At 66.0% G+C, this 22,143-nt stretch carries 17 protein-coding genes and 1 riboswitch; of the genes, 8 read left to right on the top strand and 9 right to left on the bottom strand.

Annotated features, from left to right (window positions below; genetic code table 11):
* Positions 1-3 precede the first annotated feature (3 nt).
* Positions 4-1,032 carry an alpha-ketoacid dehydrogenase subunit beta gene (locus EDC31_RS12380; RefSeq protein WP_042059581.1) on the bottom strand — a complete coding sequence of 343 codons (1,029 nt, stop codon included), beginning with the start codon at positions 1,030-1,032 and terminating at the stop codon, positions 4-6.
* Positions 1,033-1,052: 20 nt separating this feature from the next.
* Positions 1,053-2,018, bottom strand: a complete 966-nt coding sequence (locus EDC31_RS12375) for a thiamine pyrophosphate-dependent dehydrogenase E1 component subunit alpha (protein ID WP_042059578.1) — start codon at positions 2,016-2,018, stop codon at positions 1,053-1,055.
* A 233-nt stretch (positions 2,019-2,251) separates the two neighbouring features.
* On the opposite strand from EDC31_RS12375, the gene EDC31_RS12370 reads away from it, so the two are divergent.
* The 8 genes from EDC31_RS12370 to EDC31_RS12335 all read left to right on the top strand — a co-directional run bounded on the left by EDC31_RS12370 (position 2,252) and on the right by EDC31_RS12335 (position 14,274).
* On the top strand, positions 2,252-3,202 hold the full coding sequence (locus EDC31_RS12370; protein ID WP_042059600.1) for a helix-turn-helix domain-containing protein: 951 nt from the start codon (positions 2,252-2,254) through the stop codon (positions 3,200-3,202).
* A gap of 357 nt (positions 3,203-3,559) precedes the next feature.
* Positions 3,560-6,016, top strand: coding sequence for a membrane-bound PQQ-dependent dehydrogenase, glucose/quinate/shikimate family (locus EDC31_RS12365; RefSeq protein ID WP_042059575.1), 2,457 nt, complete (start codon positions 3,560-3,562; stop codon positions 6,014-6,016).
* Between the two features lie 63 nt (positions 6,017-6,079).
* Complete coding sequence (locus EDC31_RS12360; protein ID WP_042059572.1) at positions 6,080-6,970, top strand: transporter; 891 nt, start codon at positions 6,080-6,082, stop codon at positions 6,968-6,970.
* Positions 6,971-7,052: 82 nt separating this feature from the next.
* Positions 7,053-8,384 (top strand): YcjX family protein, encoded by a 1,332-nt coding sequence (locus tag EDC31_RS12355; RefSeq protein ID WP_132127081.1) that lies wholly within the window; start codon positions 7,053-7,055, stop codon positions 8,382-8,384.
* Entirely contained in the window at positions 8,381-9,292 is a 912-nt protein-coding gene (locus EDC31_RS12350) for a DUF697 domain-containing protein (RefSeq protein ID WP_132127080.1), read from the top strand. The genes EDC31_RS12355 and EDC31_RS12350 overlap by 4 nt, the downstream gene beginning before the upstream one ends.
* A gap of 155 nt (positions 9,293-9,447) precedes the next feature.
* Complete coding sequence (locus EDC31_RS12345; RefSeq protein ID WP_081797466.1) at positions 9,448-11,640, top strand: FUSC family protein; 2,193 nt, start codon at positions 9,448-9,450, stop codon at positions 11,638-11,640.
* A gap of 10 nt (positions 11,641-11,650) precedes the next feature.
* Complete coding sequence (gene guaD / locus EDC31_RS12340; RefSeq protein ID WP_132127079.1) at positions 11,651-12,982, top strand: guanine deaminase; 1,332 nt, start codon at positions 11,651-11,653, stop codon at positions 12,980-12,982.
* Positions 12,979-14,274, top strand: coding sequence for an Nramp family divalent metal transporter (locus tag EDC31_RS12335; RefSeq protein ID WP_042062274.1), 1,296 nt, complete (start codon positions 12,979-12,981; stop codon positions 14,272-14,274). The genes guaD and EDC31_RS12335 overlap by 4 nt, the downstream gene beginning before the upstream one ends.
* Positions 14,275-14,278: 4 nt before the next feature.
* On the opposite strand, the gene EDC31_RS12330 is transcribed toward EDC31_RS12335, so the two are convergent.
* The 7 genes from EDC31_RS12330 to EDC31_RS12300 all read right to left on the bottom strand — a co-directional run bounded on the left by EDC31_RS12330 (position 14,279) and on the right by EDC31_RS12300 (position 22,056).
* Positions 14,279-15,037, bottom strand: a complete 759-nt coding sequence (locus tag EDC31_RS12330) for an ABC transporter ATP-binding protein (protein ID WP_132127078.1) — start codon at positions 15,035-15,037, stop codon at positions 14,279-14,281.
* On the bottom strand, positions 15,034-16,023 hold the full coding sequence (locus tag EDC31_RS12325; RefSeq protein WP_042060831.1) for a FecCD family ABC transporter permease: 990 nt from the start codon (positions 16,021-16,023) through the stop codon (positions 15,034-15,036). Before EDC31_RS12325 ends, EDC31_RS12330 begins: the two co-directional genes overlap by 4 nt.
* The gene (locus EDC31_RS12320; RefSeq protein ID WP_052512116.1) at positions 16,020-16,847 is read right to left on the bottom strand and encodes an ABC transporter substrate-binding protein; all 828 of its coding nucleotides are present in this window, start codon (positions 16,845-16,847) and stop codon (positions 16,020-16,022) included. Before EDC31_RS12320 ends, EDC31_RS12325 begins: the two co-directional genes overlap by 4 nt.
* Before the next feature lie 37 nt (positions 16,848-16,884).
* A complete protein-coding gene (locus EDC31_RS12315) occupies positions 16,885-18,936 on the bottom strand; it encodes a TonB-dependent receptor plug domain-containing protein (RefSeq protein ID WP_042060829.1) in 2,052 nt (683 codons plus the stop codon).
* A 96-nt stretch (positions 18,937-19,032) separates the two neighbouring features.
* Positions 19,033-19,301, bottom strand: a riboswitch (cobalamin riboswitch).
* Positions 19,302-19,526: 225 nt separating this feature from the next.
* Positions 19,527-20,042 (bottom strand): RidA family protein, encoded by a 516-nt coding sequence (locus EDC31_RS12310; protein ID WP_204366696.1) that lies wholly within the window; start codon positions 20,040-20,042, stop codon positions 19,527-19,529.
* Positions 20,039-20,449 carry a c-type cytochrome gene (locus tag EDC31_RS12305; protein WP_042060840.1) on the bottom strand — a complete coding sequence of 137 codons (411 nt, stop codon included), beginning with the start codon at positions 20,447-20,449 and terminating at the stop codon, positions 20,039-20,041. Before EDC31_RS12305 ends, EDC31_RS12310 begins: the two co-directional genes overlap by 4 nt.
* A 5-nt stretch (positions 20,450-20,454) precedes the next feature.
* Positions 20,455-22,056, bottom strand: coding sequence for a flavin monoamine oxidase family protein (locus tag EDC31_RS12300; RefSeq protein WP_042060827.1), 1,602 nt, complete (start codon positions 22,054-22,056; stop codon positions 20,455-20,457).
* Positions 22,057-22,143 lie beyond the last annotated feature (87 nt).

The following is a 22,143-nucleotide window of genomic DNA, read 5'->3' as shown; positions in this document are numbered from 1 at the left end:
GGGTCAGGCCTCCTGCTTTGCTTTGTACCCCATGACCGAACGCACGGCGGCCTCGATCTTGGCGGGGTTCGGCATGTAGAGATCCTCGAGAATCGAGGCGAAGGGCACGGGCGTATGGGGCGGCGTCACGCGCCGGATCGGAGCCTTCAGCGCATCAAACGCCTCCTCGGCCACCAGCGCCGCCACGTCCGTCGCCATGTTGCAACGCGGGCTGGATTCGTCGACGATAACGAGACGCCCCGTATCGGCGACGCAATCCAGAATCGTGTCGCTGTCGAGCGGCGAGGTCGTGCGCGGATCGACGACCGTGCAGGAAATACCTTCCTTCGCCAGCTTGTCCGCCGCCTGATTGGCGAAATTGACCATGCGTCCGAAAGCGACGATCGTCACGTCCTCGCCTTCGCGCGTGAGGTTCGCCTCGCCGAAGGGAATGGTGTAGGGCTCGTCGGGCACGTCTTCCTCGTCATCGTACATGACCTTGTTCTCAAGGAAGATCACCGGATCATCGTCGCGGATCGCCTCGATCAGCAGGCCCTTGGCCTCATAGGGCGAGGAGGGAATGACGACCTTCAGCCCGGGAATATGGGTGAAAAGCGGATAGAGCGCCTGGCTGTGCTGGGCCGCCGCCGAAAAACCCGCGCCATACATGCCGCGAATGACGAGCGGCGTGCGGGCCTTCCCGCCGAACATGTAGCGGAACTTGGCGGCCTGGTTCATGATCTGGTCGAGGCAGCAGCCGACGAAATCGATGAACATCACCTCCGCCACGGGACGCAGGCCGGTCGCCGCGGCCCCGGCCGCAGCCCCCACATAGGACGCCTCGCTGATCGGCGTATCGAGCACGCGATCGGGCCCGAACTCGGTGTAGAGCCCCTTGGTCACGCCCAGCACGCCGCCCCAGGCGTCGGAGACGCCGGAACTGCCACCCTGGCCGCCCGCGACATCCTCTCCCATCAGAATCACGCGCGGATCGCGCAGCATCTCCTGTCGCAGCGCCTCGTTGATGGCCTGCCGAAAGCTTTTTCTTGACATGATTTCCGTTCCTGACGCGATCAATAATTCACATAGACGTCTTCAAGCAGTTCGGCGGGTTCCGGCACCGGCGCGGCCTTGGCGCCGATGACGGCGGCCTCGATCTCCGCGCGGACGCTCCCGTCGATCGCATCGAGATCGGCGGCCTCCAGCAGGCTGAATTCCTCGACCTGCTTCCGGAACCGCACGAGGCAGTCCTTTTCGGCCCGCAATTTCGCCACCTCGCCATTGGCGCGATAGGTCATCGCATCGCCTTCGAAATGGCCGTACCAGCGCGCGAGATGAACATGGACCATGATCGGCCCCTTGCCGGAACGGGCATGGGCGATCGCCTCTCCGGCGGTTTCATAGACCGAGAAGAAATCCGACCCGTCACATTCGAGATAAGGCATGCCGAATCCGGCGGCGCGGGCCTTCTGGGAGCCGGCGCAGGCATAGGACGAGGCGGTGGCCTCGCCATAGCCGTTATCCTCGAGCACGAACACCGCCGGAAGATTCCAGACCGTCGCGAGATTCAGGCTCTCCAGCGTGCTGCCCTCGTTCGACGCGCCGTCCCCGTAGAACGCGACGGCGACGCCGTTATCCTTCAGCAGCTTGTGCGACAGGGCCGCGCCGCAGATGAGCGGAGGGCCGCCGCCGACGATGCCGTTCGCGCCCAGCATCCCCAGAGACAGGTCGGCGATGTGCATGGAGCCGCCCTTCCCCCGGCAAAGTCCGGTCTTCTTGCCGTAGATCTCCGCCATCATGCCGTCCACGCCGACACCTTTGGCGATGCAATGGCCGTGGCCGCGATGGGTGCTCGCTATGGTGTCCGTGTCGGTAAGATGCGCGCAAACGCCGACGCCGGACGCTTCCTCGCCGCAATAGAGATGCACGAAGCCGGGAATTTCCCCGGTGGCAAACTCCACATGCAATCTTTCCTCGAAGTCGCGGATGGTCCGCATGGCGCGATAGGAGCGCAGAAGGACCTCACGTGCGATCTGCATTTCTCATTCCCAATATCTGTGCCGCCTGGGCGTGTTTCGTTTCCCGCCTGCTCGCGGTTCGTCAGAATGCCGCGCGGTGTTCCGCCGCTTCTGGCTTGCGACACGTCAGCGTCTCGCGCGGCGAAACGTAAAGATGGTATGTTTTGATCATAACGATCATGTGAAATGCGGCGCATCAAAGTGTCGCATATCTGATGCGGCTGATGGGTATCACCCGGAAGGACGAGAAAAAAATGACGACAGGACCGATCAGCCGCGAACTGCTCATGACGCTGCCGCACAAATTGCATGGCTCCTGGCAGCGTTGCGCCGAGTCCTATCGACTCGACTCGCACGGCGTGGGCGTCGAGGACATCCTGTGTTCTGCGGAACTGCGCCAGGCGCGCGAACGGATGGGCACGATCATGAAGGTCGCCGATCCGGAACTCGACAGATTGCACGGAATCGTCTCCACCCTCGATTACACCGTGCTCCTCGCCGACCGGGAGGGAGTCGTCGTGGCGCGGCGCGGCGATCCGCCTTTCGAGAAGGGATGCCGCCGCTGGAACCTGTGGCCGGGCGCACGCTGGTCGGAAGAGGAGGCCGGCACGAACGGCCTCGGCACCTGCCTGACCGAGCAGGCTCCGGTGACGGTGCATATGGACCAGCACTGGCGTCTGGGGCTGCGCTACCTCACCTGTTCCGCGGTGCCGTTCTACGGCCCGGACGGCAAGATCGCAGGCGCGCTGGATGTCAGCTCCACGCGCCCGGACCCGACGGGGCGGGTCGCGAGCATGATGGAAGCGGTGCTGATCGATGCGGCGCGGCGCATGGAACGGCGCAGCTTTCTGGAGGTCTTTCGCAACCGCACGGTGGTCATGCTCGGTGAAAGCAGCAATATCTCGCTCCCCATGGTCGCGCTCGACGAGGCGCGCGTGATCGTCGGGGCGACATTCGCCGCGCGCAACATGCTCAACCTGCCGGAAGACAGCGCGGGCGAGGTCTGTTTCGATCTCGACGCGGGAACGACAGGCACGCCCGATTTCCGCGAGGCGGAACGCGCCGTGATCGAAGGCGCGCTGGCCATGTCACAAGGCAAGATCGCGCCCGCCGCGCGTCTGCTCGGCATCAGCCGATCCACCATGCACCGCAAGATTCGGGCGATGAACGCCGAGCGCGCGCGACACGGAAACGCCGACATCTGAGAATCCGCCAGCGGAATCGCGCGGAGCGACATGCCCGCGCGTTGCTCTTCCGTGCCCTGAGTCAGCCCCCCCGACTCCGCTTCGCGATCCCTGTGTCAGGGTTGACACAGTTTTTTCCGCCACAAGCACGAAGTCGTGAGCCTCAACGAAAATGACATGACCGTCACGTAATGCGGGACCGAAAAAGCGGTGCCCGGCGGGGACGCGCACATCGCGCGTCAGCCGGGAACACGTTTTCGGAGCGAAACATGCGGGCACGCCCCCTCCGGCGCGGACAGGTGAGTGTTCTGATGCAGAACCCGACCCTCCATGCGGGAGCGCGCCATGCCGCGCATGACCTGAAGAGAGAGAACATCAATGATCAGCGGTAACGGGAGGTTATTGAGCGTCATAACCTCGACCTTGCTCGCAGTCGTCGGACTCTTCCTGTTTTTTGGAGGAGCGGAACTGCTGTTTCTGGGAGGATCGTGGTTCTACATCCTCGCGGGCGGCGTCGTCCTTGCCGCCGCCGCGACGGGGCTGCAACGCCCTCGCCTCGCCAAGCAGCTTTATGCGGGACTGCTTGTCCTGTCCGTCATCTGGGCGCTTTTCGAGTCCGGGCTCGACATCTGGGGGCTTGAAGTCAGGCTCGTGACCCTGCTGCTCATCGGGATATGGCTGCTCCTGCCGGGCATCTGGCGCGAGCAGGCGGACTGGATGCGCGACAAGCGGGAATTGCTGGGCGCCGTCGGATTCGCCGTCGTCGTTCTGCTCGTCGCCTCGTTCCAATCCCATTCGATCAACGGCGTCGTGCCCGCCGGCCGCATGAACGCGCATGGCCAGCCCGATCCCGCCGCCGACGGCGTGCCCCCCGGCGACTGGGAGGCCTATGGCCGCACGGCCGGCGGCGATCGCTATTCTCCGCTGGCGCAGATCACTCCGGCCAATATCGGGCATCTCAAACGCGCGTGGATGACGCGGACAGGCGACGTCCAGTTGCTTGGCGAAGGTGTCAATGCGGGGCCGGACCGGGGCCATGAGTTCAATCTGGAGGTCACGCCGATCAAGGTGGGCGACACGCTTTACATGTGCACGCCGCATAGCTGGGTCATGGCCCTGGATGCGGCGACGGGCCGAATCAAATGGAAGTTCGACCCCCACCCGGCGGCCGCTGATCAGGCGAAAAACGTGTATCTTTCCTGCCGCGGCGTTTCCTATTACCGCATTCCGGACGAAATCCAGACGAGTTGCCGCACACGCATCTATTCGCCCGTCGCCGACGTGCGGATGGTCGCGCTCGATGCGGAGACCGGCAAACCCTGCGAGGATTTCGGAGATCACGGCTTCATTTCCCTGCGGGACCATATGGGCAATGTGCCGCACGGTTTCCATTTCGTGACCTCGCCGCCGATGGTGGCGAAAAACCGCCTCGTCACCGGGGGCTGGATTTTCGACAATCAGGCCAATTTCGAGCCCTCCGGCGCAGTACGCGGCTTCGATGCCACCACAGGCCAGCTCGTCTGGGCCTGGGATGCGGGGCATAATCCGGAGACGTGGACGCCCGGCCCGGGCGAGGAACTGACGCGCGATACGCCGAATGGCTGGGGCGTCTATACGGCCGATCTCGATCTGGGGATGGTCTACGTGCCGACGGGCAACGCCCCGCCAGACAACTGGGGCGGTTCGCGTCGCCCGTTCGACGACGCCACCTCATCGGCCCTCATCGCGCTCGACATCGTGACGGGCGAACGACGCTGGACCTTCCAGACGGTTCACCATGACCTCTGGGACATGGACATTCCCGCCGGTCCCTCGCTGGTCAATCTGCCCGCACCTGACGGTAGCGTCATTCCCGCCCTCGTGCAGAGCACGAAGCGCGGCGAATTCTTCGTGCTGGACCGCCGCACGGGCCAGCCCGCGCCGGGCTATCCCGTCGAGGAACGCAAGGTTCCGACGGCCGGCGTGGCGCCGGACGACCATGTCTCGCCGACACAGCCCTATCCCGCGAACATGCCTTCGGTCACGCCGGCGGACCTCACGGAATCCGACATGTGGGGCGCGACGCTGTTCGACCAGATGATCTGCCGCATCCAGTTCCGCCAGACCGCCTATGACGGGCAGTTCACGCCGCCCCATGTCGGAAAGGACACGATCGTCTATCCCGCCTTCTACGGGATCGTGGACTGGCAGGGCGTCACCATCGATCCGCAGCGCAAGCTCATGTTCGCCAATGCGGCCTATATGCCCTTCCGTATCCGGCTGGAAAAACGGAACGCGATCGAGAAGGCCGGAATCCTGCCCAAATGGAACGGCAAGGGCGAAGAACCCGCCGCGAAAGGCGATGCGCTGGCCGTCTCGCCGGATTACGGTACGCCTTACATCGCCTATACCGCGCCGTGGCTCAATCCGATCGGCATCCCCTGCAAGGGCCCGATCTGGGGCACGCTCACGGCCATCGACCTCCTGACGAAGAAGATCGTCTGGCAGCATCCGGTCGGCACGACACGCGATACTGGTCCGTTCGGCGTGCATTTCAACCTGCCGCTGCATACGGGCATGTTCAATATCGGCGGCAATATCGCGACCAAGGGGGGCGTGATGTTCATGGGCGCCACGGCGGATGACTACATCCGCGGCTTCGACCTCGCGACAGGCGACGTGATCTGGCGCGACCGCCTGCCCGCCGGCGGCCAGGCGACGCCGATGACCTATGAAACCGGCGGCAAGCAATATGTGCTGATCGCCGCCGGCGGTCATGGCGGCCTCGCGACGCGATCGGGCGATTACATCATCGCCTATACGCTCGACGGAAACGAAGGCACGGCCGCCCGCTAGGCGCGGCAAAAACGGGGGCGGTCCCGCGGGCCGCCCCGCAACTTTACTGACAGGATCAGATCCATGGACACGTCGCACGGATTTTTGCGGCGGACGGGGCCGCTTTGCCTCGCGGTTGCCGCGCTCTGTTTCGGATACAGCCCTTCGGCGCAAGCGGAAAACATTACGTTCGCGGTCATCGGCCCGCATGAATACGACCTGCCGGTCGATTTCAAGCCATTCAACGCGCTCGTCCAGTATGGCGACGGTAACGCCGCCGGCTCCACCTATGACGGGCAGGGGCGGCGGCAGCCGACGGGTGGAAGCCATACATGGACCGGGCTGACGAAATACGTGTATTTCCGGTCCTTCAAGGCCATTCCCCATGTCGGCTTCGCCTTCGAACTGATCCCGACGGAGAGCTTTGTTCTCGCCAACGGAAAAAACTATGGCGGCATGGGGCCGACCATCGCCGGGATAGCGACGTGGTTCAAACCGAATCACAAGAGCACATTCGGCATACAGGTTTTCTTCGAAGCCCCGCTCGGCACCCGGCAGGCCCTTTCGACAAATTACTGGACAAATATTTCGACCTTCTTTTTCGACTATGAGTGGAAGCATTTCAGCTTCGACGGCGATCTCGGGGCCGCCCCGTCCTCGACCCTGCATGTCAAGGGGCAGCATAGCTATCATCCGGGAACGGCCTTCTTCACCAATCTGCGCTTCAGCTGGAAGGCAAGCAAACTGGTCGAACCGTTTTTCGCGCTGGACTGGCAAAATGTCATGGGCACCTACGACAACACGATGTCGCATTGGCTTCCCAACACCAGCAGCCGGGAAGTGGCGCTCGGCGTCGGCATGATGTTCAACATCGCGCCGAATTATTCGATCACGGCGCGCTATTCCCACTCCGCCGAAGGACGCTACACGCCGGAAACGGACGCTTATTATATAAAACTGCTTTATCTCTGGTAGGCGCACCTCAAAAACGGCCGGAAGCCGGCCCCTGCCTGCGTGGCTCCACATATGATAAGCGTATCACCCGGAGGACAGGGATTTGACGCGCTTCTGGACCGGACTGGCAGTTGATCCACGTGACTATCTGCGCCCCGCGACAGTGCGGATCGGCGTGACGGGGCTGGCCCGGTCCGGAAAGACGGTGCTGCTCACCGCGCTCGCGGCGGCACTCCTCGCCCCGGGCGCGCTGGGCGGGCGCATCCGCAGCGCCGCCCTGTCGGACTCCGGCGCGGACGACCTGCCGCGCTTTCCCTATGCGCGGATGCGTGACGCGCTGGCCGCCGACCCGGCGCATTGGCCCGAACGGACGGACAGCGTGTCCCGGCTGGCGCTGGATATCACGCGCGACGGCCTCTTGCCGCGCCGCGCCTTGCGGCTGGAATTCCTGGACTACCCCGGCGAATGGCTGCTCGACCTGCCGATGATCGCGCAGGATTTCGCAGCATGGTCGCGCGCGACCCTCGCCCGGCTGGCCCAGGCGCCGGACTCGGAGGCGAAGACGGCCTTCCTTGCCTTCGCCCAGGCCCTGCCGGCCCGCGCCGAGGCCGGCGACGCCGTGGCGACCACGGGACACAGGCTCTACAGCCGGTTTCTGCACCATTTGCGGGAAACGGACGGCCTCTCCTTCCTCCAGCCCGGGCGCTTCCTCATGCCGCCGCCCGGTCCGGCTCCGGCCTGGATGGACTTCTTTCCGCTGGATGCCGACTCTCCGCTCTCCCGCCTGCTCGCGAGCCGTTTCGACGCCTACAGGGCCGCGACGGAAAACTCCCTCGTGAACACGATGTTCGGGCGCGTCGATCGACTGATCGTGCTGGCGGACGTGCTCGGGGCGCTGCATACCGGCCCCGTGGCCTTCGCCGATGCGCGCGAGGCGCTGGGCGAGGCGGCGCAGGCCCTGCGCCGACAGTCGAGCTGGGCGGCGGCGCTCGGAGCCCTGATGCGGGGCCGCCTGCCGCCGCCCGCGATCCGGCGCGTCGCCTTCGCCGCCAGCAAGGCCGATCACGTCGCCGAGCGCCAGCGACACAATCTCCGCGCGCTGATGGGCGCGTTGACGGAAAGTGACGCTTCCGTCCGGGGCGACGCGATGGAACGCGCCTTCGCCGTCGCGGCGCTCCGCTGCACGGAAGACTTCGTATGGACACTGGACGGCCATCCCGTCTCCGCCGTGCGCGGACGCCTGATGGGTGACGACCGGATGACGCGCTCCTATCCCGGAGAAGTGCCGCCCGAGCCGCCCGGCCCTGAGTTCTGGACCCATCCTTTTCTCGCCTTGCCGGATTTCGAGCCTGGCCGCCTTCCACTCGGCCGCCAGGCCATGCCGACGATCGGCATCGACGACATGCTGCTTTTCCTGCTCGAGGACGTATTGTGACCGATGCTCCCCCCCTGCGCCCCGGAATGCGCCCCGGGCCGCGTATCGAGACGGAAAATCGCAGGATGGCGCGCGTCGAGGCCGCCCCGCCGCCGATCGAGGACGGCGCGCCCGCTTCCCGCCGCCTGCCCGGCGGCGTCATCCTCCTGCTCAGCGGATTTTCCGTCCTCGCCCTCGGGCTCGCCGCCTTGCAGGTGGGCAATTTCGTCGCCGCGCAATTCACCCGGGCCGCATGGCTCGGCTGGCTGACGCTGGCGGTCGCCGTAACGGGTTTCGGCCTCGTGCTCGCCGGAATTTTCAATGAATTGCGCGGCCTCGCCGGTCTCCACGCGGTCGACAGGCTCCGCGCCGACCTCGCCTCGGAGAATGCTCATCGCCGCCTCCATGCCGCGCGCCTCTGGCTCTCGAAAGTCGAGGGCGGCGCGGCCTATCGTCCCGCCATCGACGCGCAGAACGACCCGGACGCCGTCCTCGCGCTGCTCCGCGCCGGACTCGCCGCCGATCTCCGCGCCCGTGCGGACGCGCTCGGCCGCCGCGCGGCCCTTCAGATCGTCGCCGGGCTCGCCGCCACCCCCGCGCCGTCCCTCGTCGTGCTTCTCATCGCCTGGCGCGCCACGCGGCTGATCCGGCAGATCGCGGCGCTCTACGGGTTGAGACCCGGATTTTTCGCCACGCTCGGCCTGCTCCGCCGTACGGCCCTTTCCGCCTCAGCCACCGCCGTCACGGAAGCCGCCGTCAACACCGCCGCCCATGCCGTGCTGAGTTCGCCGCTCCTCGCTCACGTCGCGGGCGACATGGCCGGAGGCGCGGTCGCCGCCCGCCGCATGATCGTCCTTGGCCGAGCCGCCCAGGCGGCCTGCTCGCCCCTGCAACTTCCTTCCGAAACCGAGCCGACGCCATCTTCCTGATGGCCGTCATCTCCAGCCGGCTGTCAGGCGGCACGGCGTCCCGGAGGTAATGGCCCCAAAGCAACGGCTTTTTAAGATTTTGCCGCCTATGATCGGAAACCCGCTCCTGCCATCATCTTCCGCATGATTTCACAAATGGTCCATTCACAGCCGGTATGAGCACTGCGTCCGCCTCGTTGCCGCGCAGCGCCATCCCCCTGCCCCCACCGCCCACGCAGCCGGGCCAATGGGACTGGCTGCTTTCGCCGTCGCCGCAGATCCTCGCCTTCGCGACCCGCAACACGCTCGCCGCCCTGCTGTCGCTGGCCATCGCGATGTGGATGGAACTCGACAGCCCGGCCTGGGCGCCGATGACCGTCTGGGCCGTCGCGGGACTGTCCCGCGGCGAAAGCCTTTCCAAGGCGCGTTGGCGTCTCTTCGGCACGATTCTCGGCGGTCTGGCCGCTGCGAGCCTGATCATCGCCTTTCCGCAGCAACCCTGGCTCTTCTTTCCCTCCATCGCCATCTGGACGGGCCTTTGCTCGGGCCTTGCGACTTTCGTCAGCAATTTCCGCGCCTACGCCATGGTGCTCGCGGGCTATACCTGCGCCATCGTCGGCATGGACGCCGTTTCACATCCGGAGAACATCTTCTTCATCACCGTGTCCCGGCTGACCTACATCACACTCGGGATCGTCTGCGAGGCGGCGATCGGGCTGATCTTCGCCCGCGGGCAGGAACACGCCGCGCGCATGGCCGTCCGCAGCAAACTCCAGACCGCCCTGTCCTCCGTCGCCACCGCCATCGCTGACCTCATGGAGGAGACGCCCGAGGCGATCAGCCGGGCGCGGGCGCTGTTCGGCGTGATCCTGCGACTGAGCAGCGAGATCGAATACGCCGAGATCGAGATGGGCCCGTACGGGCATGAAGGCGATCACGCCCGCGCCGCCCTCGCCTCGGTCTCGCTCCTGCTGTCCCGCGGGATGGGCCTTTCCGCCAGGCTGAGAGCGCTCGAACATCGCAACACCGGGTTCTACGAGCACGCGGCGCCGGTGCGTGCCTTCCTGTGCGGACTGACGGCCCGGCTGGCGGGAAACGAGGCGACGGCCGCCTTGCTGGCGGACGTGCAGGCGCAGATCAGGTTTTGCCTCGCCCTCGGCACGTCGGAGCATCCGGACGCCGTCGGCCCGGACCATAGCCCCCGCCCGCTCAACGAGCGGGTGCTCTTCATCGCCCTCGCCGAACTGTTGCAGGATCTGGACGCCACCATCAGCGAATACGAGGCCAGTCTGCATGCCAACCCGAAGGACCGCTTCACCTTCCGCCTGGATATCCACCGGGACCCGATCAACGCTTTCCAGAACGGTCTGCGCGTCGCCGCCGCCGTCCTGTTTTCCGCCCTGGTCTGGGAAGTGACGGCGTGGCCGTCCGGCCAGACCTTCGTCACCTTCACCGCCCTCGTCTGCGGTCTTTTCGCCGTCACGGACAATCCGGTCCTCGCCAGCCTGAAATTCATGTGGGGCGTGATATGGGCGGCCGTGGCGGCCGCCGTGCTGGATTTCGTGTTCCTTCCCCTCGCCAGCACCTATGAACTCGCCATCGCCTGTCTCGGCCCGGCCATGTTCTTCGGCGCCATCGCGCGCGGCCATCCGGGCTATGTGCTGCAATCGGCGGCCTATGGATTGCTGATGCCCTCCATGCTGGGTCTGGGCAACGCGCATCGGATCGATGAGGTGCAGTATTTCAACGCCTCCTCGGCCACCGTGCTGGGTGCCGCGGCGGCGGTGCTCATCTTCCATGTCGTGCTGCCATTCAATACCAATGCGGAACGTTTCCGCCTGCGCCGGGAAATGCTGGCCGAACTCCGTTCCCTCTGCGCGGTGGACAACGCGCCGGACCCCCGTCACTGGCTGGGGCGTTCCATCGACCGGCTTGCGCGGCTGATCCGCCATGCGGGCGCAAAACCGAGCGTGGTGGTCGAGCATTATCTCAAGGGCGCGCTGGCCACGATGACGATGGGGCTGAACATCATCCGCCTGCACCGCCTGTTGGGCCGCGACCTGCTGCCGGATTCCGCCCGGCGGTCCATCCTCGCCGTGCTGGAACGCATTTCCCGCTCCCGCTCGCATTATGTCGCGGCCACGCGCATCGCGCAGATCGCGATACGCCGCCTGCGTCATCTCGAACATATGGAAACGGATCTGCTGACCCGTCTGGAACTGGAGCGCGGTATCTCCTATCTCGTATTGATCGATTATGCGATGCGGGAGAATCCGGAATTCCTCGACACCAGACATCACTTCACCGGCCGGATCGACAGCCTGGCCACCGCGGACCAGAAAGCCGTGGCAAAACGGGTACGAGGCTGAGGAGCGCCGCATGACGCCGCCCACGCGTGCCCTGCCCCGTATCCTGCGCGGTAGCCTTCTGCGTTTCCGCCACGATCCCTTCGCGCATGGACCGTTCTCCGGCGCGGCGGAGGAGGCGCTCGATATCGAACCCGACGGGCTCCTTCTCATCGAGAACGGCAAGATCGCGCAAATCGGCCCGTATGGCGTCCTGCGCCCCACCCTGCCGCCCGACCTGCCCGAGGACGATCACAGCGGCTGCCTGATCGGCCCTGGCTTCATCGACGCCCATGTGCATTATCCGCAGCTTCGCGCCGTCGCCTCCTATGGCGAGCAGCTTCTGACCTGGCTGACGCGCTACATCTTCCCGGAGGAAACCCGGTTCTCGGACCCGGCCTACGCCGCCGAGGTCGCCAGGATCTTCCTCGATCAACTGCTCAGCACCGGGACGACGACGGCGGCGGTCTATTGCACCGTCCATCCCGAATCCGTCGAGGCCTTCTTCGCCGAATCCGCCCGCCGGAACACGCGCATGATCGCGGGCAAGGTGCTGATGGACCGCAACGCCCCGGACGCCCTGTGCGATACGGCGCAGACGGGATACGACCAGTCCCGCCTGCTGATCGATCGCTGGCACGGGACGGGGCGGCAACTCTATGCCGTCACCCCTCGCTTCGCGCCGACCAGCACGCCGGAACAACTGCGCCTCGCGGGCATTCTGCTGGATGAGACGCCCGGCCTCTACATGCAGACCCATCTGCTCGAAACTCAAACCGAGGAGGCGTGGGTGCGGCGGCTTTTCCCGGACCGCTCCGGCTATCTCGACGTCTATGCCCATGCCGGGCTCGTCCGTCCGCGCGCCATCTTCGGCCACGGCGTGCATCTCAGCGGACATGACCGGCATCACTGCCACGACGCGCGCTGCGCGATCGCCCATTGCCCGCGCTCCAACCTCTTCCTCGGCAGCGGCAATTTCGACCTTTTCGCCGCCCTCGATCCGGGCCGCCCCGTCCGTGTGGCATTGGGCAGCGATGTCGGCGCGGGCGACAGTCTTTCGATCCTGCGCGTCATGAACGAGGCCTACAAGGTCGCTCACGCCCGCGGCAACCGGCTGCACCCCGCGCAATCGTACTGGCTCGCGACCACCGGCGCCGCGTGCGCTCTGGAGCTGAGCGGCGTCATCGGCGAACTCGCGCCGGGCATCGAGGCCGATCTCTGCGTCCTCGACCCCGCCGCGACCCCGCTCAGCGCCGAACGCGTCAGCCGCGCGGAGTCGTGGAACGACGTGCTCTTCGCCCTGACCATGCTGGGGGACGACCGGCACGTTCGCGCCACCTATGTCGCAGGGACGCGCGCCGCATGACCCCCGAGCACGCCAGCCTGCCGAAAGTCTTCGCGTCGATCCATGTCGGAGGCGACGGCGCGTCATGGCTCCGCCGTTTCCTCGCCTTCAGCGGTCCGGGCTACCTCGTCTCGGTCGGTTACATGGACCCGGGCAACTGGGCCACGGATCTTCAGGGCGGTGCGTCCTACGGCTACACATTGCTTTCGGTCATCCTGCTCTCCAACCTGATGGCCATGCTCCTCCAGTCGCTTTCCGCGCGGCTGGGCATTGCGACCGGGCGCGACCTCGCCCAGAGCTGTCGCGACAATTTCCATCCCGCGATCAATCTCGTCCTGTGGTTCGCCTGCGAACTGGCCATCATCGCCTGCGATCTCGCGGAGGTGATCGGCACGGCCGTCGCGCTGCAACTGCTCTTCCACATTCCGCTCTTCTGGGGCGCGCTGATCTCGGCCGGCGACGCGGCGCTCGTGCTCGCGCTGATGAATCGCGGCTTCCGGCGGCTGGAGGCGTTCGTCATGACGTTGCTGGCCGTCATCGCCGTCTGCTTCGGCGTGCAGCTCGTCGCCGCCGCGCCGCCGGTCGGGGAGGTGCTGTCGGGCTTCATCCCACGAGAGGCCATCCTCACACATGGGGGGATGCTCTACCTCGCCATCGGCATCATCGGCGCCACGGTGATGCCGCACAATCTCTATCTGCATTCCGCCATCGTCCAGACACGCGCCTATGACCGCGTTTCGGGGCGCGGCGAGGCCATCCGCTGGGCGACGCTGGATTCCTCGATCGCCCTGACGCTCGCGCTTTTCATCAACGCCGCCATCCTGATCGTCGCCGCCGCCGCCTTTCACACCACCGGCCATCATGACATCGCGGAGATCGAGGACGCCTACCATCTGCTCTCGCCGATCCTCGGCGTCGGCATCGCCTCGACTCTTTTCGCGATCGCCCTGCTGGCGGCCGGAACGAACTCGACCGTCACCGGCACGCTGGCCGGGCAGATCACGATGCAGGGCTTTCTCGACCTGCACATTCCCGACTGGCTGCAACGTCTCGTCACGCGCGGCCTCGCCCTGGTGCCGGTGCTGGTGGTCATCGCCCTGACGGGCGATCACGGGGTGAACGCGCTGCTGATCTTCAGCCAGATCATCCTGTCGCTCCAGCTTCCCTTCGCCGTCATCCCGCTGGTGCTGTTCGTGACCAATCGCCGCCTGATGGGACGCCACGTCGTCTCGCGCAAGACCGCCGCCTTCGCCTGGCTGACGGCCGCGATCATCCTGGCGCTCAACATCAAGCTGCTCGTCGATACGATCTGACGCCTCAGCCCAGCCTCTCCCACGGCACCGGCGCCCCGTCGATCCAGCGCGCCCGGACACGATAGGCCGAGGCGATCGTCGCCTCCGTCAGCACCTCCGGCGGCGGCCCGGACAGCAGCACGCGGCCACCCCGCATCAGCGCCAGCCGGTCGCAGAACCGCGCCGCCAGCGGCAGATCGTGCAGCACCACCACGACGCAGCGTCCCTCCGCCGCCACGGCTCGCAACACCCCCATGACCGAGAGCGCGTGCTCCGGATCGAGCGCCGCCACCGGCTCATCCGCCAGCAGCACCGGCGCGTCCACGGCCAGGGCGCGAGCGAGCGCCAGCCGCGCCCGCTCGCCGCCGGAGAGCCTGCCCGCGCTCCGGTCCGCGAGCGCCGCCATGCCCGTGACCTCCAGAGCCCGCGTCACGGCGGGATGCACCTCCGCCGCCCGCCCGCTCTGCCCATGCGGCAGACGGCCCAGCGCCGCCACCGCCCGGACACCCATCGGGGGCGGCTCGACAGGGAATTGCGGCACCCAGGCCAGGCGTCGCGCCCGCCACGCCGCCCCCGCTGGCCCGATCTCCGTGCCCTCGAACAGCACCTGCCCGGAGTCCGGCACCGCCAGCCCCGCCGCGAGGGAGAGCAGCGAGGTCTTGCCCGCCCCATTCGGCCCGATCAGCCCGACCACCTCGCCCGGCGCGACGGTGAGCGAAACCCCCTCGACGATCCGCACACCGCCGCGCGAGAGCGAAACTCCGTCGATCACCAGCCGGTTCATTCCCCCTCCCGCCTCAGACGCAGAACCCGCCAGAGAAAGACCGGCGCGCCGGTGATCGCCGTGAGCACGCCGATCTGAAGCTCCGTCCCCCCGCTCAACATGCGCACCGCCCAGTCCGCGAGCAGCAGCATCGCCGCGCCGCCGAGACAGGACGGCCAGAGCAGCGCCGCCGGACGGTAGCCGACCCAGCCGCGCAGCACATGCGGCACGACCAGCCCCACGAAGCCGATCGCCCCGCATACCGCCGTGCAGGAACCCACCGCGAGCGCCACGCCGAGCACGAGCCGCGCCTGAACGCCGCTCCAGCCGCGCAGGACGAACCCCATGCTCTCCGCCACCTCATCGCCCAGCGCCAGCGCATCCAGCGCGCGTCCCGTCCCTGCCATGAGCAGCGATCCCGCGACGATCCCCGGCAGGCAGAGCGCCACGGACGCGAACCCCCGATCCGCCAGCGACCCCATCAGCCAATGGGCGACCTCGAACGAGGCGAAGGGGCTCTTCACCAGATTCAGGGTCAGCGCCGTCAGCGCCGCGAAGAGGCTGGTCAGCGCCGCCCCCGCCAGAAGCAGCACGAACGCCCCCCCGCGCCCGACCAGCAGCATCAGCAGCACCACGGCCAGCATCGCGCCCGCCAGACCGCCCAGCGGCAGCAGCAGCACCGAAATCCGCGCAATCCCCATGTAGAATATGCAGACCGCCCCGAGGGCCGCGCCGCCGCTGATGCCGAGCAAGGCCGGATCGGCCAGCGGATTGCGCAAATACCCTTGCAATGCCGCGCCGGAGAGCCCCAGTACCCCGCCGACGAGCACGGCGAGAATGGCGCGCGGCAGGCGCAACTGGCCCAGAATCGTCGCTTCCACCGAGTCGCGTCCCGCCAGAAGATCGGCCAGCCCGCGCGCGGCGTTGATGCCGCTTTCCCCCTGCGCCACGACCAGCATGAAGAGCAGCGCCACCAGAAGCGCGAGCCAGAGAGCCGGGTGTTTCATTTCCCCTCCAGAGCCGCGCGCGCCGCCGCGAGACGGCGCAACACGTCCAGTGTTTGCGGCAATGGACAGATCCAGAGCCGCCCCGGAATGTCGATCCGGTGAGGCGGCGGGAAATTGGCCAGCAGAATGGGATTGTCGAGCATCGCCTGCGCCAGCGACACGCCCGCCGCATCCCGGTCCAGCACCAGCAGGTCGGGCTTGTGCGCCAGCAGCCGCTCCAGCGTCCAGACGCCGTCCGCCCGCCCGCCGGGGCCGGCTGCGGCGTTCGTGAAACCGGCACGCCGCAACAGCGCGTCCGGCAGCGACCCCGCCTGCGTGGCATAGCCATGCGCCTCATAGATCAGCGCGGAGAAACGCGGGCGCGTCACAGGCGGAAACGCCGCCAGCCCGCGCTCCCACGCCGCGATCACCGCCCCGGCGCGGTCCTCGCGCCCCAGCGCCCGCGCGACCTCCCGGACCTGCTGCGGAAACATCTCCAGCGTTTCGACAGGCGGAAGACGCAGCACCCGCACCCCCACCTGCTCCGCCGCGTGAACCGCCATCAGCGCCGTATAGCTCCCCGCCAGCACGATATCCGGCCGCCGCGCCACGATCGCCTCGGCCGACGGGCGCATCACCGGCACGCCGCGCGCGCGCTCGCAGAGCACCGCCTCGCTGCAATCGCGCGCCAGAGGGGACAGGCCGGCGATATCCTCAGGATCGGCCAGCAGGAGCACCATCTGGTCGAGACAGAGATTGAGCGAAACGATTCGGCGCGCCCGCGCCTCGGCCATGCCGGACCAGAGCGCCAGCAAAATCCCCGCCAGAGCCGCGCGCCGCATCATTCCCCCGCCACTCGCCGCCCCGTTTCGCCGCCCCCGGTCAATAGGTCAGCGTGAACCCGCCATAACCCGCGCGGCCCGGCTGGAGATAGCCGACCGGATTCTGATACTGCCGGTTCAGCAGATTGTCCGCCCGCGCATAGACCGAAAGCATACGATTGATCTTGTAGCTTGCCGCCAGATTGATGGTGAAATAGCCCGGCGCGCGGACGCAGGTCGAGCGGCAATTCCGGATCACCCCGAAGCGGTCGAGATCACGCCAGTGGCTCACCCAGAGCAATGTCGAGGCGACGTTCAGCCTCGGCGTCACATCCCAGCGCGTGACGAAGCTGATCTTGTCATGCGGAATGCGCGGCACCTCGGCGGATTGGGCGGAGGTATATTTCGTGTTCCGCGCCACCGTCCATGTGTAGTCCAGCGCGAAATCGAGCCCCTTGCGCGGCGTCCATTTGACGAATGACTCCACGCCGTGAGTCTCGGCCTGCGACACGTTGAAGAGCGACGTGTCGTAGCAGCCGCCCGGCCCGCCCGCGCAGCCCGTCTCGATGATGTTACGCACGAAATTCTCGTACCATGTCGCGCCCATGCGCAGCTTTCCCCCGAGCAGCGCCTGTTCCACCCCCGCATCGTAGCCGTTCAGCCTCTCCGCGCGCAGATTCGGGTTGGACAGGAAATTGCCATAGGCGCTGGGATAGCTGACGAAGAGTTGTTCGAGCGACGGACCGCGGAAGCCGCTGCCGCCGCTCGCCTTCAGGACCGTGCCGGTCTGCGGGATATGGATCGCGGGCGCGACACGCCAGGTGACGTATTGCCCGTAGCGCGAGTTGGAATCGAAGCGGATATTCGCGGCTCCATAAAGGATATGGCGCCAGTTGCCCTGATACTGGCCATAGCCCGCCTCGGTTTGCATTGCCTTGTCCACGGCGACGGCGCCGCCGCCATCGTTCTGCGTCAGCATGTCGCGAATATGTTCGGCGCCGACGAGGAGCGAGCCGAAGCGCCCCAGCCGCGTGGTGCCGTGCCAGTCCACCTTGAACCGGCCGCCGGAATAAAGCGTGGGCGTCGAACCCGCTACGCCGCTCAGGGAGCGATTGCGATAGACCACGTACCCGACCCCGAGAATCTGTTCGAAGCGCCCGTCGAACGAGGCCAGATGAGCCGTTCCGCGCACCACGGCGAGATTCATGTCGGTCTGGTCGCGATAATTGCTCGGCACGTAAACCGTGTAATAGGGCGGCGCATCCGTGTAGCCATAGGCGGTCGACGGATAGAGATATTTCGACTGGGTCAGATGAGCCGTCAATCCGAGATCGAACTGCCGCGTCACGTCATAGCCCAGCCGTATATTGGCCGAACGATTGTCGTTGCGCGATCCCGGCACGTCCCGGCCGCCCCGCAGCGCCTTCGGCACGTTCGGCACATCCACGACGCGGCTATGCGACAGGAAGACGGCGTAATGGAACGCCCCTTGCGCGCCGGTCGCGCCGAGCGTCTGGTTGAACGTGCCGAACTGCCCGCCTTCCAGGCGCAGGAACGGCTTGAACCGCCCCTTCCCCTTGACGCTGGTGATATCGATCACCCCCGCCAACGCATCCGCCCCGTACAATCCGCTTTGTGGCCCGCGCAGGATTTCGACGCGCCCGATCCCGTCCGTCAGATACTGCCCGGCATCGAACGCGCCGGAATAGGCGCTGGGATCGTTGACCTCCATCCCGTCGAGCCGGACCTTCACCGCGTTGGAGGGCAGGCCGCGCATGAAGATGGACGTCGCGCCACCCGGACCGCCCGTCCGGACCACATTCATCCCCGGCGCGTTCTCCAGAAGATCGGGCAGCGTCCGGCGCTGCAATTGCTGGATCTCCTGAGCGGTGATGACAGTGACGGAGGTGCCGATATCGTCCACCGGCGTCGGACGGCGCGTAGCGCTCACGGTGATGCGCTCCACACTCTCCGACCCGTTTTGCGCGACGTGATTGGCCGGAAGCGCCTTCCGCGCGTGGGGCTTCGCTTTTTCGGCCCCCTGCGTCTGCGCGAAAGCTGCGGAACAGGACGCCAGCACGGCGAGCGCCAGAGGGACGTGACGAAATGACATGACCGGGCAAGGCCTCGCGACACAGAACGTTGCCACGAGACCGCACGCCGAAACGCACGTTCCTCAGCCCGGGAGCACCCCGCCCGGCCTGTCCCGGATGCAACTACGCTGACGGCAGGTTTCCTGGCTCGCGAATGATCGCCACATGCCTCCGGCCTTCCCGACCGAGATCCGGTCAGTGGCCCGCTCTCCCCAGACAATGATCCGGAGTCCTCGCGGAAAGACCCCAGGGGAGCGCGACCGAGACATGCCGCTATCGCCTACAGTTGCGGGGGCAGCCGGGGCTTGCCGGACGTTTTCAGTCCGACCCCGTTCCCTTTTAACCCTTCCGCATCCGGAAAGGCACCGTCGCCGGTCTCTTAGGAAAGCGAGCATGGGCTGTAAAGTGCCTCTTCTCGCCCCGGCGCGCGATCGTGTCATATTCGCGGGCGGCTGCGACATCATCGCAACATGCGGCACTGTCTCGGACTGCCATTCGGGATCTGCCCGAACCCGCCAGGAGCTTCAGGCTCCTGGACCTCATTTTTAAAGCGATGGTTTCCGAAGGGCGAGCCCTTGCGGGCCGCCGCCGGACTGACGACTACAGCCTCTTACTTGCCGGCCGGGCGGACCGCCGTCACCTCGATCTCGATCAGCCAGCCCGGATTGGCGAGTTGCGCCACCGCGAAGGCAGAGCGGACGGGAAGGTTCGGCTGTTCCTTCGTGCCGAAGAACTTCGTATAGCCTTTCATCATTCCGGCGAAATCGAGCTTATGCGTCGTGGCATCGGCAACCATATAGACGTGCATCTGCACCACGCTGCCCATGCTCAGGCCGAGTTTCTCCAGCTCGTACTGGATTTTCTTGAGCGCATTCGTCGTCTGCGTGGCCATGTCGCCATAGGCGGCAAGGGTGTGCTCCTTCGATGTCGGGTCGAGCGGCGGCGCGCCCATCCCGCTCAGATAGACCACGGACGCACCCGCCGGCACCTCGACCGCCGTGGAAATCGGGAAATGACCCGCCGGATCGCCAAAACGCTTGACGTCCTGCGCGCGGACGCCGTCAGACGCGATACCGGCAAGAAACAGGGCGGATGCCCCGGCCAGAAGAAGCTTCATTCTTCTCATTCCTTTTCCATATTCACGTGTGCGGCATGCGCCGCAACGAATTCAGGCGTCACGCTGCCTGTGTAATGATTGCCGAAATGCGTACGGACGTAATTCACCACATCCGCGACCTGCCTGTCCGACAGCATCCCGCTGAACCACGGCATGCCGCCGTAACCGTTCAGAACCACATGGACCGGATAGCCCGGCGAGGCGAGCCTCGGGTTCGATGCCAGCGCCGGAAAGCGCGCGCCGGCCCCCACCGCGCCCTTGCCGTCGGGCATGTGACAGCCTTGACAGACATGCTGGTACACCGCCGCGCCGGTTTGCAGCGGCCCGGTCTTGCCGACAACGCTCATTGCCGAATCGGCCAGCGCCACGCCGGGCGCGAAAACAGTCGCCGCCAGGGCGATCATGATCGAACGCATACGCATCAGGCCGCTCCAATCGCGCGCTGGTGAAGCCGGGTGATCGCATCCAGCGAGGACAGGATCGCCCCCTCCTGCCAGCAACCGACATAGGAGGCATGCTCGCCCGCGAGAACGACACGGTTGTCGATCGCGCAGAGATCCTTGTAATGCGCCTTGCGCGCCTGTTCGGACCACATGGAGCAGCAGCCCAGCGTCCACGGCATCCGACTCCACGCGACACCGACGCCGGTGCGGAACTCGCTGCGATATTGCGGATGAAGCACCTGCCCCTGACGCAGACCTTCCTCGACGCGCTGTTCCGGCGTCATGCCAGCGAAATCATAGGCGGCGGGGCCGAACATGTAGCCGCCCAGGAGAACGGCCGGCCCGTCGGTGAAATAACGCGTGCTGGGATAGGAAATCTGGCTGATCGCCTGATCGGTGAAGCTGATGCCGCCATAGATCTGGTCATCCTCCTCCCAGAAGCGGCGCTTGAACTCCAGCCCCAGCTTGACCGAGGAAGCATAGGGCACCGCCGCGATCGCCGCCTTCATCTTGCCGCTCACCTGGACGTCGAGCTGCGAGAGAATCGAAAGCGGAATGGTACAGACGCAGTAATCCGCCTGCGCCGTCTTGACTGCTCCGCCCTGCGACATGTCGGCATAGGTGACGGTGACGCCGCTGTCGTCCTGATGAATGGCCGAGACCTTGCAGTTCAGCGTGATCAGGTCGCCGACATGTTTGGCGAATCCCTTGCCGATCATGTCCATGCCGCCGACCGGCTCGAACATGGTGGTCTGCATGTCCAGCCGGTCATGCAGAGTCACAGCCTGCCACAGGCCCGACTTCATGACCTCGCCAAGCGCGAATGGCTCCGAGGGCACCGGGGCGCCGTCCATGCCGCCGCCTTGCGGCTTGGCGAAACCGCGCCGTGAGGAACTCGCGTTGCCTTTCGCGTAGCTTCCGTCCCCGGTCAGCCCGCCCCACACGCCCATTGCCGCACGCACGGCATGGCGCTCGTCATCGGTGATGGGCAGGTCCAGCTTGTGCTGGTCGATGGCCTTGGCCAGCAATTCCGCCGTGCGCCCATAGAAATCCGCGGCGTATTCACGATACCGCACGGGCTTGCCGTTGAACGCGTCGGAGGAATGGAGCCAGGCGTTGTGGTTCAGCTCGATGAACGGTTCGAGCTGGACCCCGAACAGCTTGCAGTAATGCAGCAATCCCTGATGATGATAGGGAATACGCCACGGGCCCGGATTGATGTAGTTCCCCGGCGCGAAGCCGACATGCTGCACGGCGCCGCCGAGTTCCACCAACGTATCGCCGCCGCGCAGGGTGAAATTGCGGCCGCCGGGCCGGGTCTGATATTCGAGCACCTTGACGTCGTACCCGGCTTTGCGAAGCTCATACGCCGCAAGCATTCCGGCAAGCCCCGCGCCGAGGACAAGTATCTTCGTCCCCTTCTTCGCTCCGGCCAGCTTCGGCTCACCTGCGAAATCCGTGCCTTGAGCGTGACCCATGACGGTCATCGCCTGATAGAGAGCGGCACTTCCGGCAACAATTCCGATTCGGGTCAGAATCTGACGCCGCGTCGGGCGATTCACCACGGTCGAACTGGGCATTCACCTATCCTGATGTCAAAATGTTCCGCTTACGGTATCATCATGTTCCCGATTTGAAAATAGGCCGACCGCCGTTTTTTCCTGCAA

The organism is Acidomonas methanolica (genome assembly GCF_004346035.1).
Taxonomy (GTDB): domain Bacteria; phylum Pseudomonadota; class Alphaproteobacteria; order Acetobacterales; family Acetobacteraceae; genus Acidomonas; species Acidomonas methanolica.
This window is presented reverse-complemented; position numbering and strand designations above follow the sequence as displayed.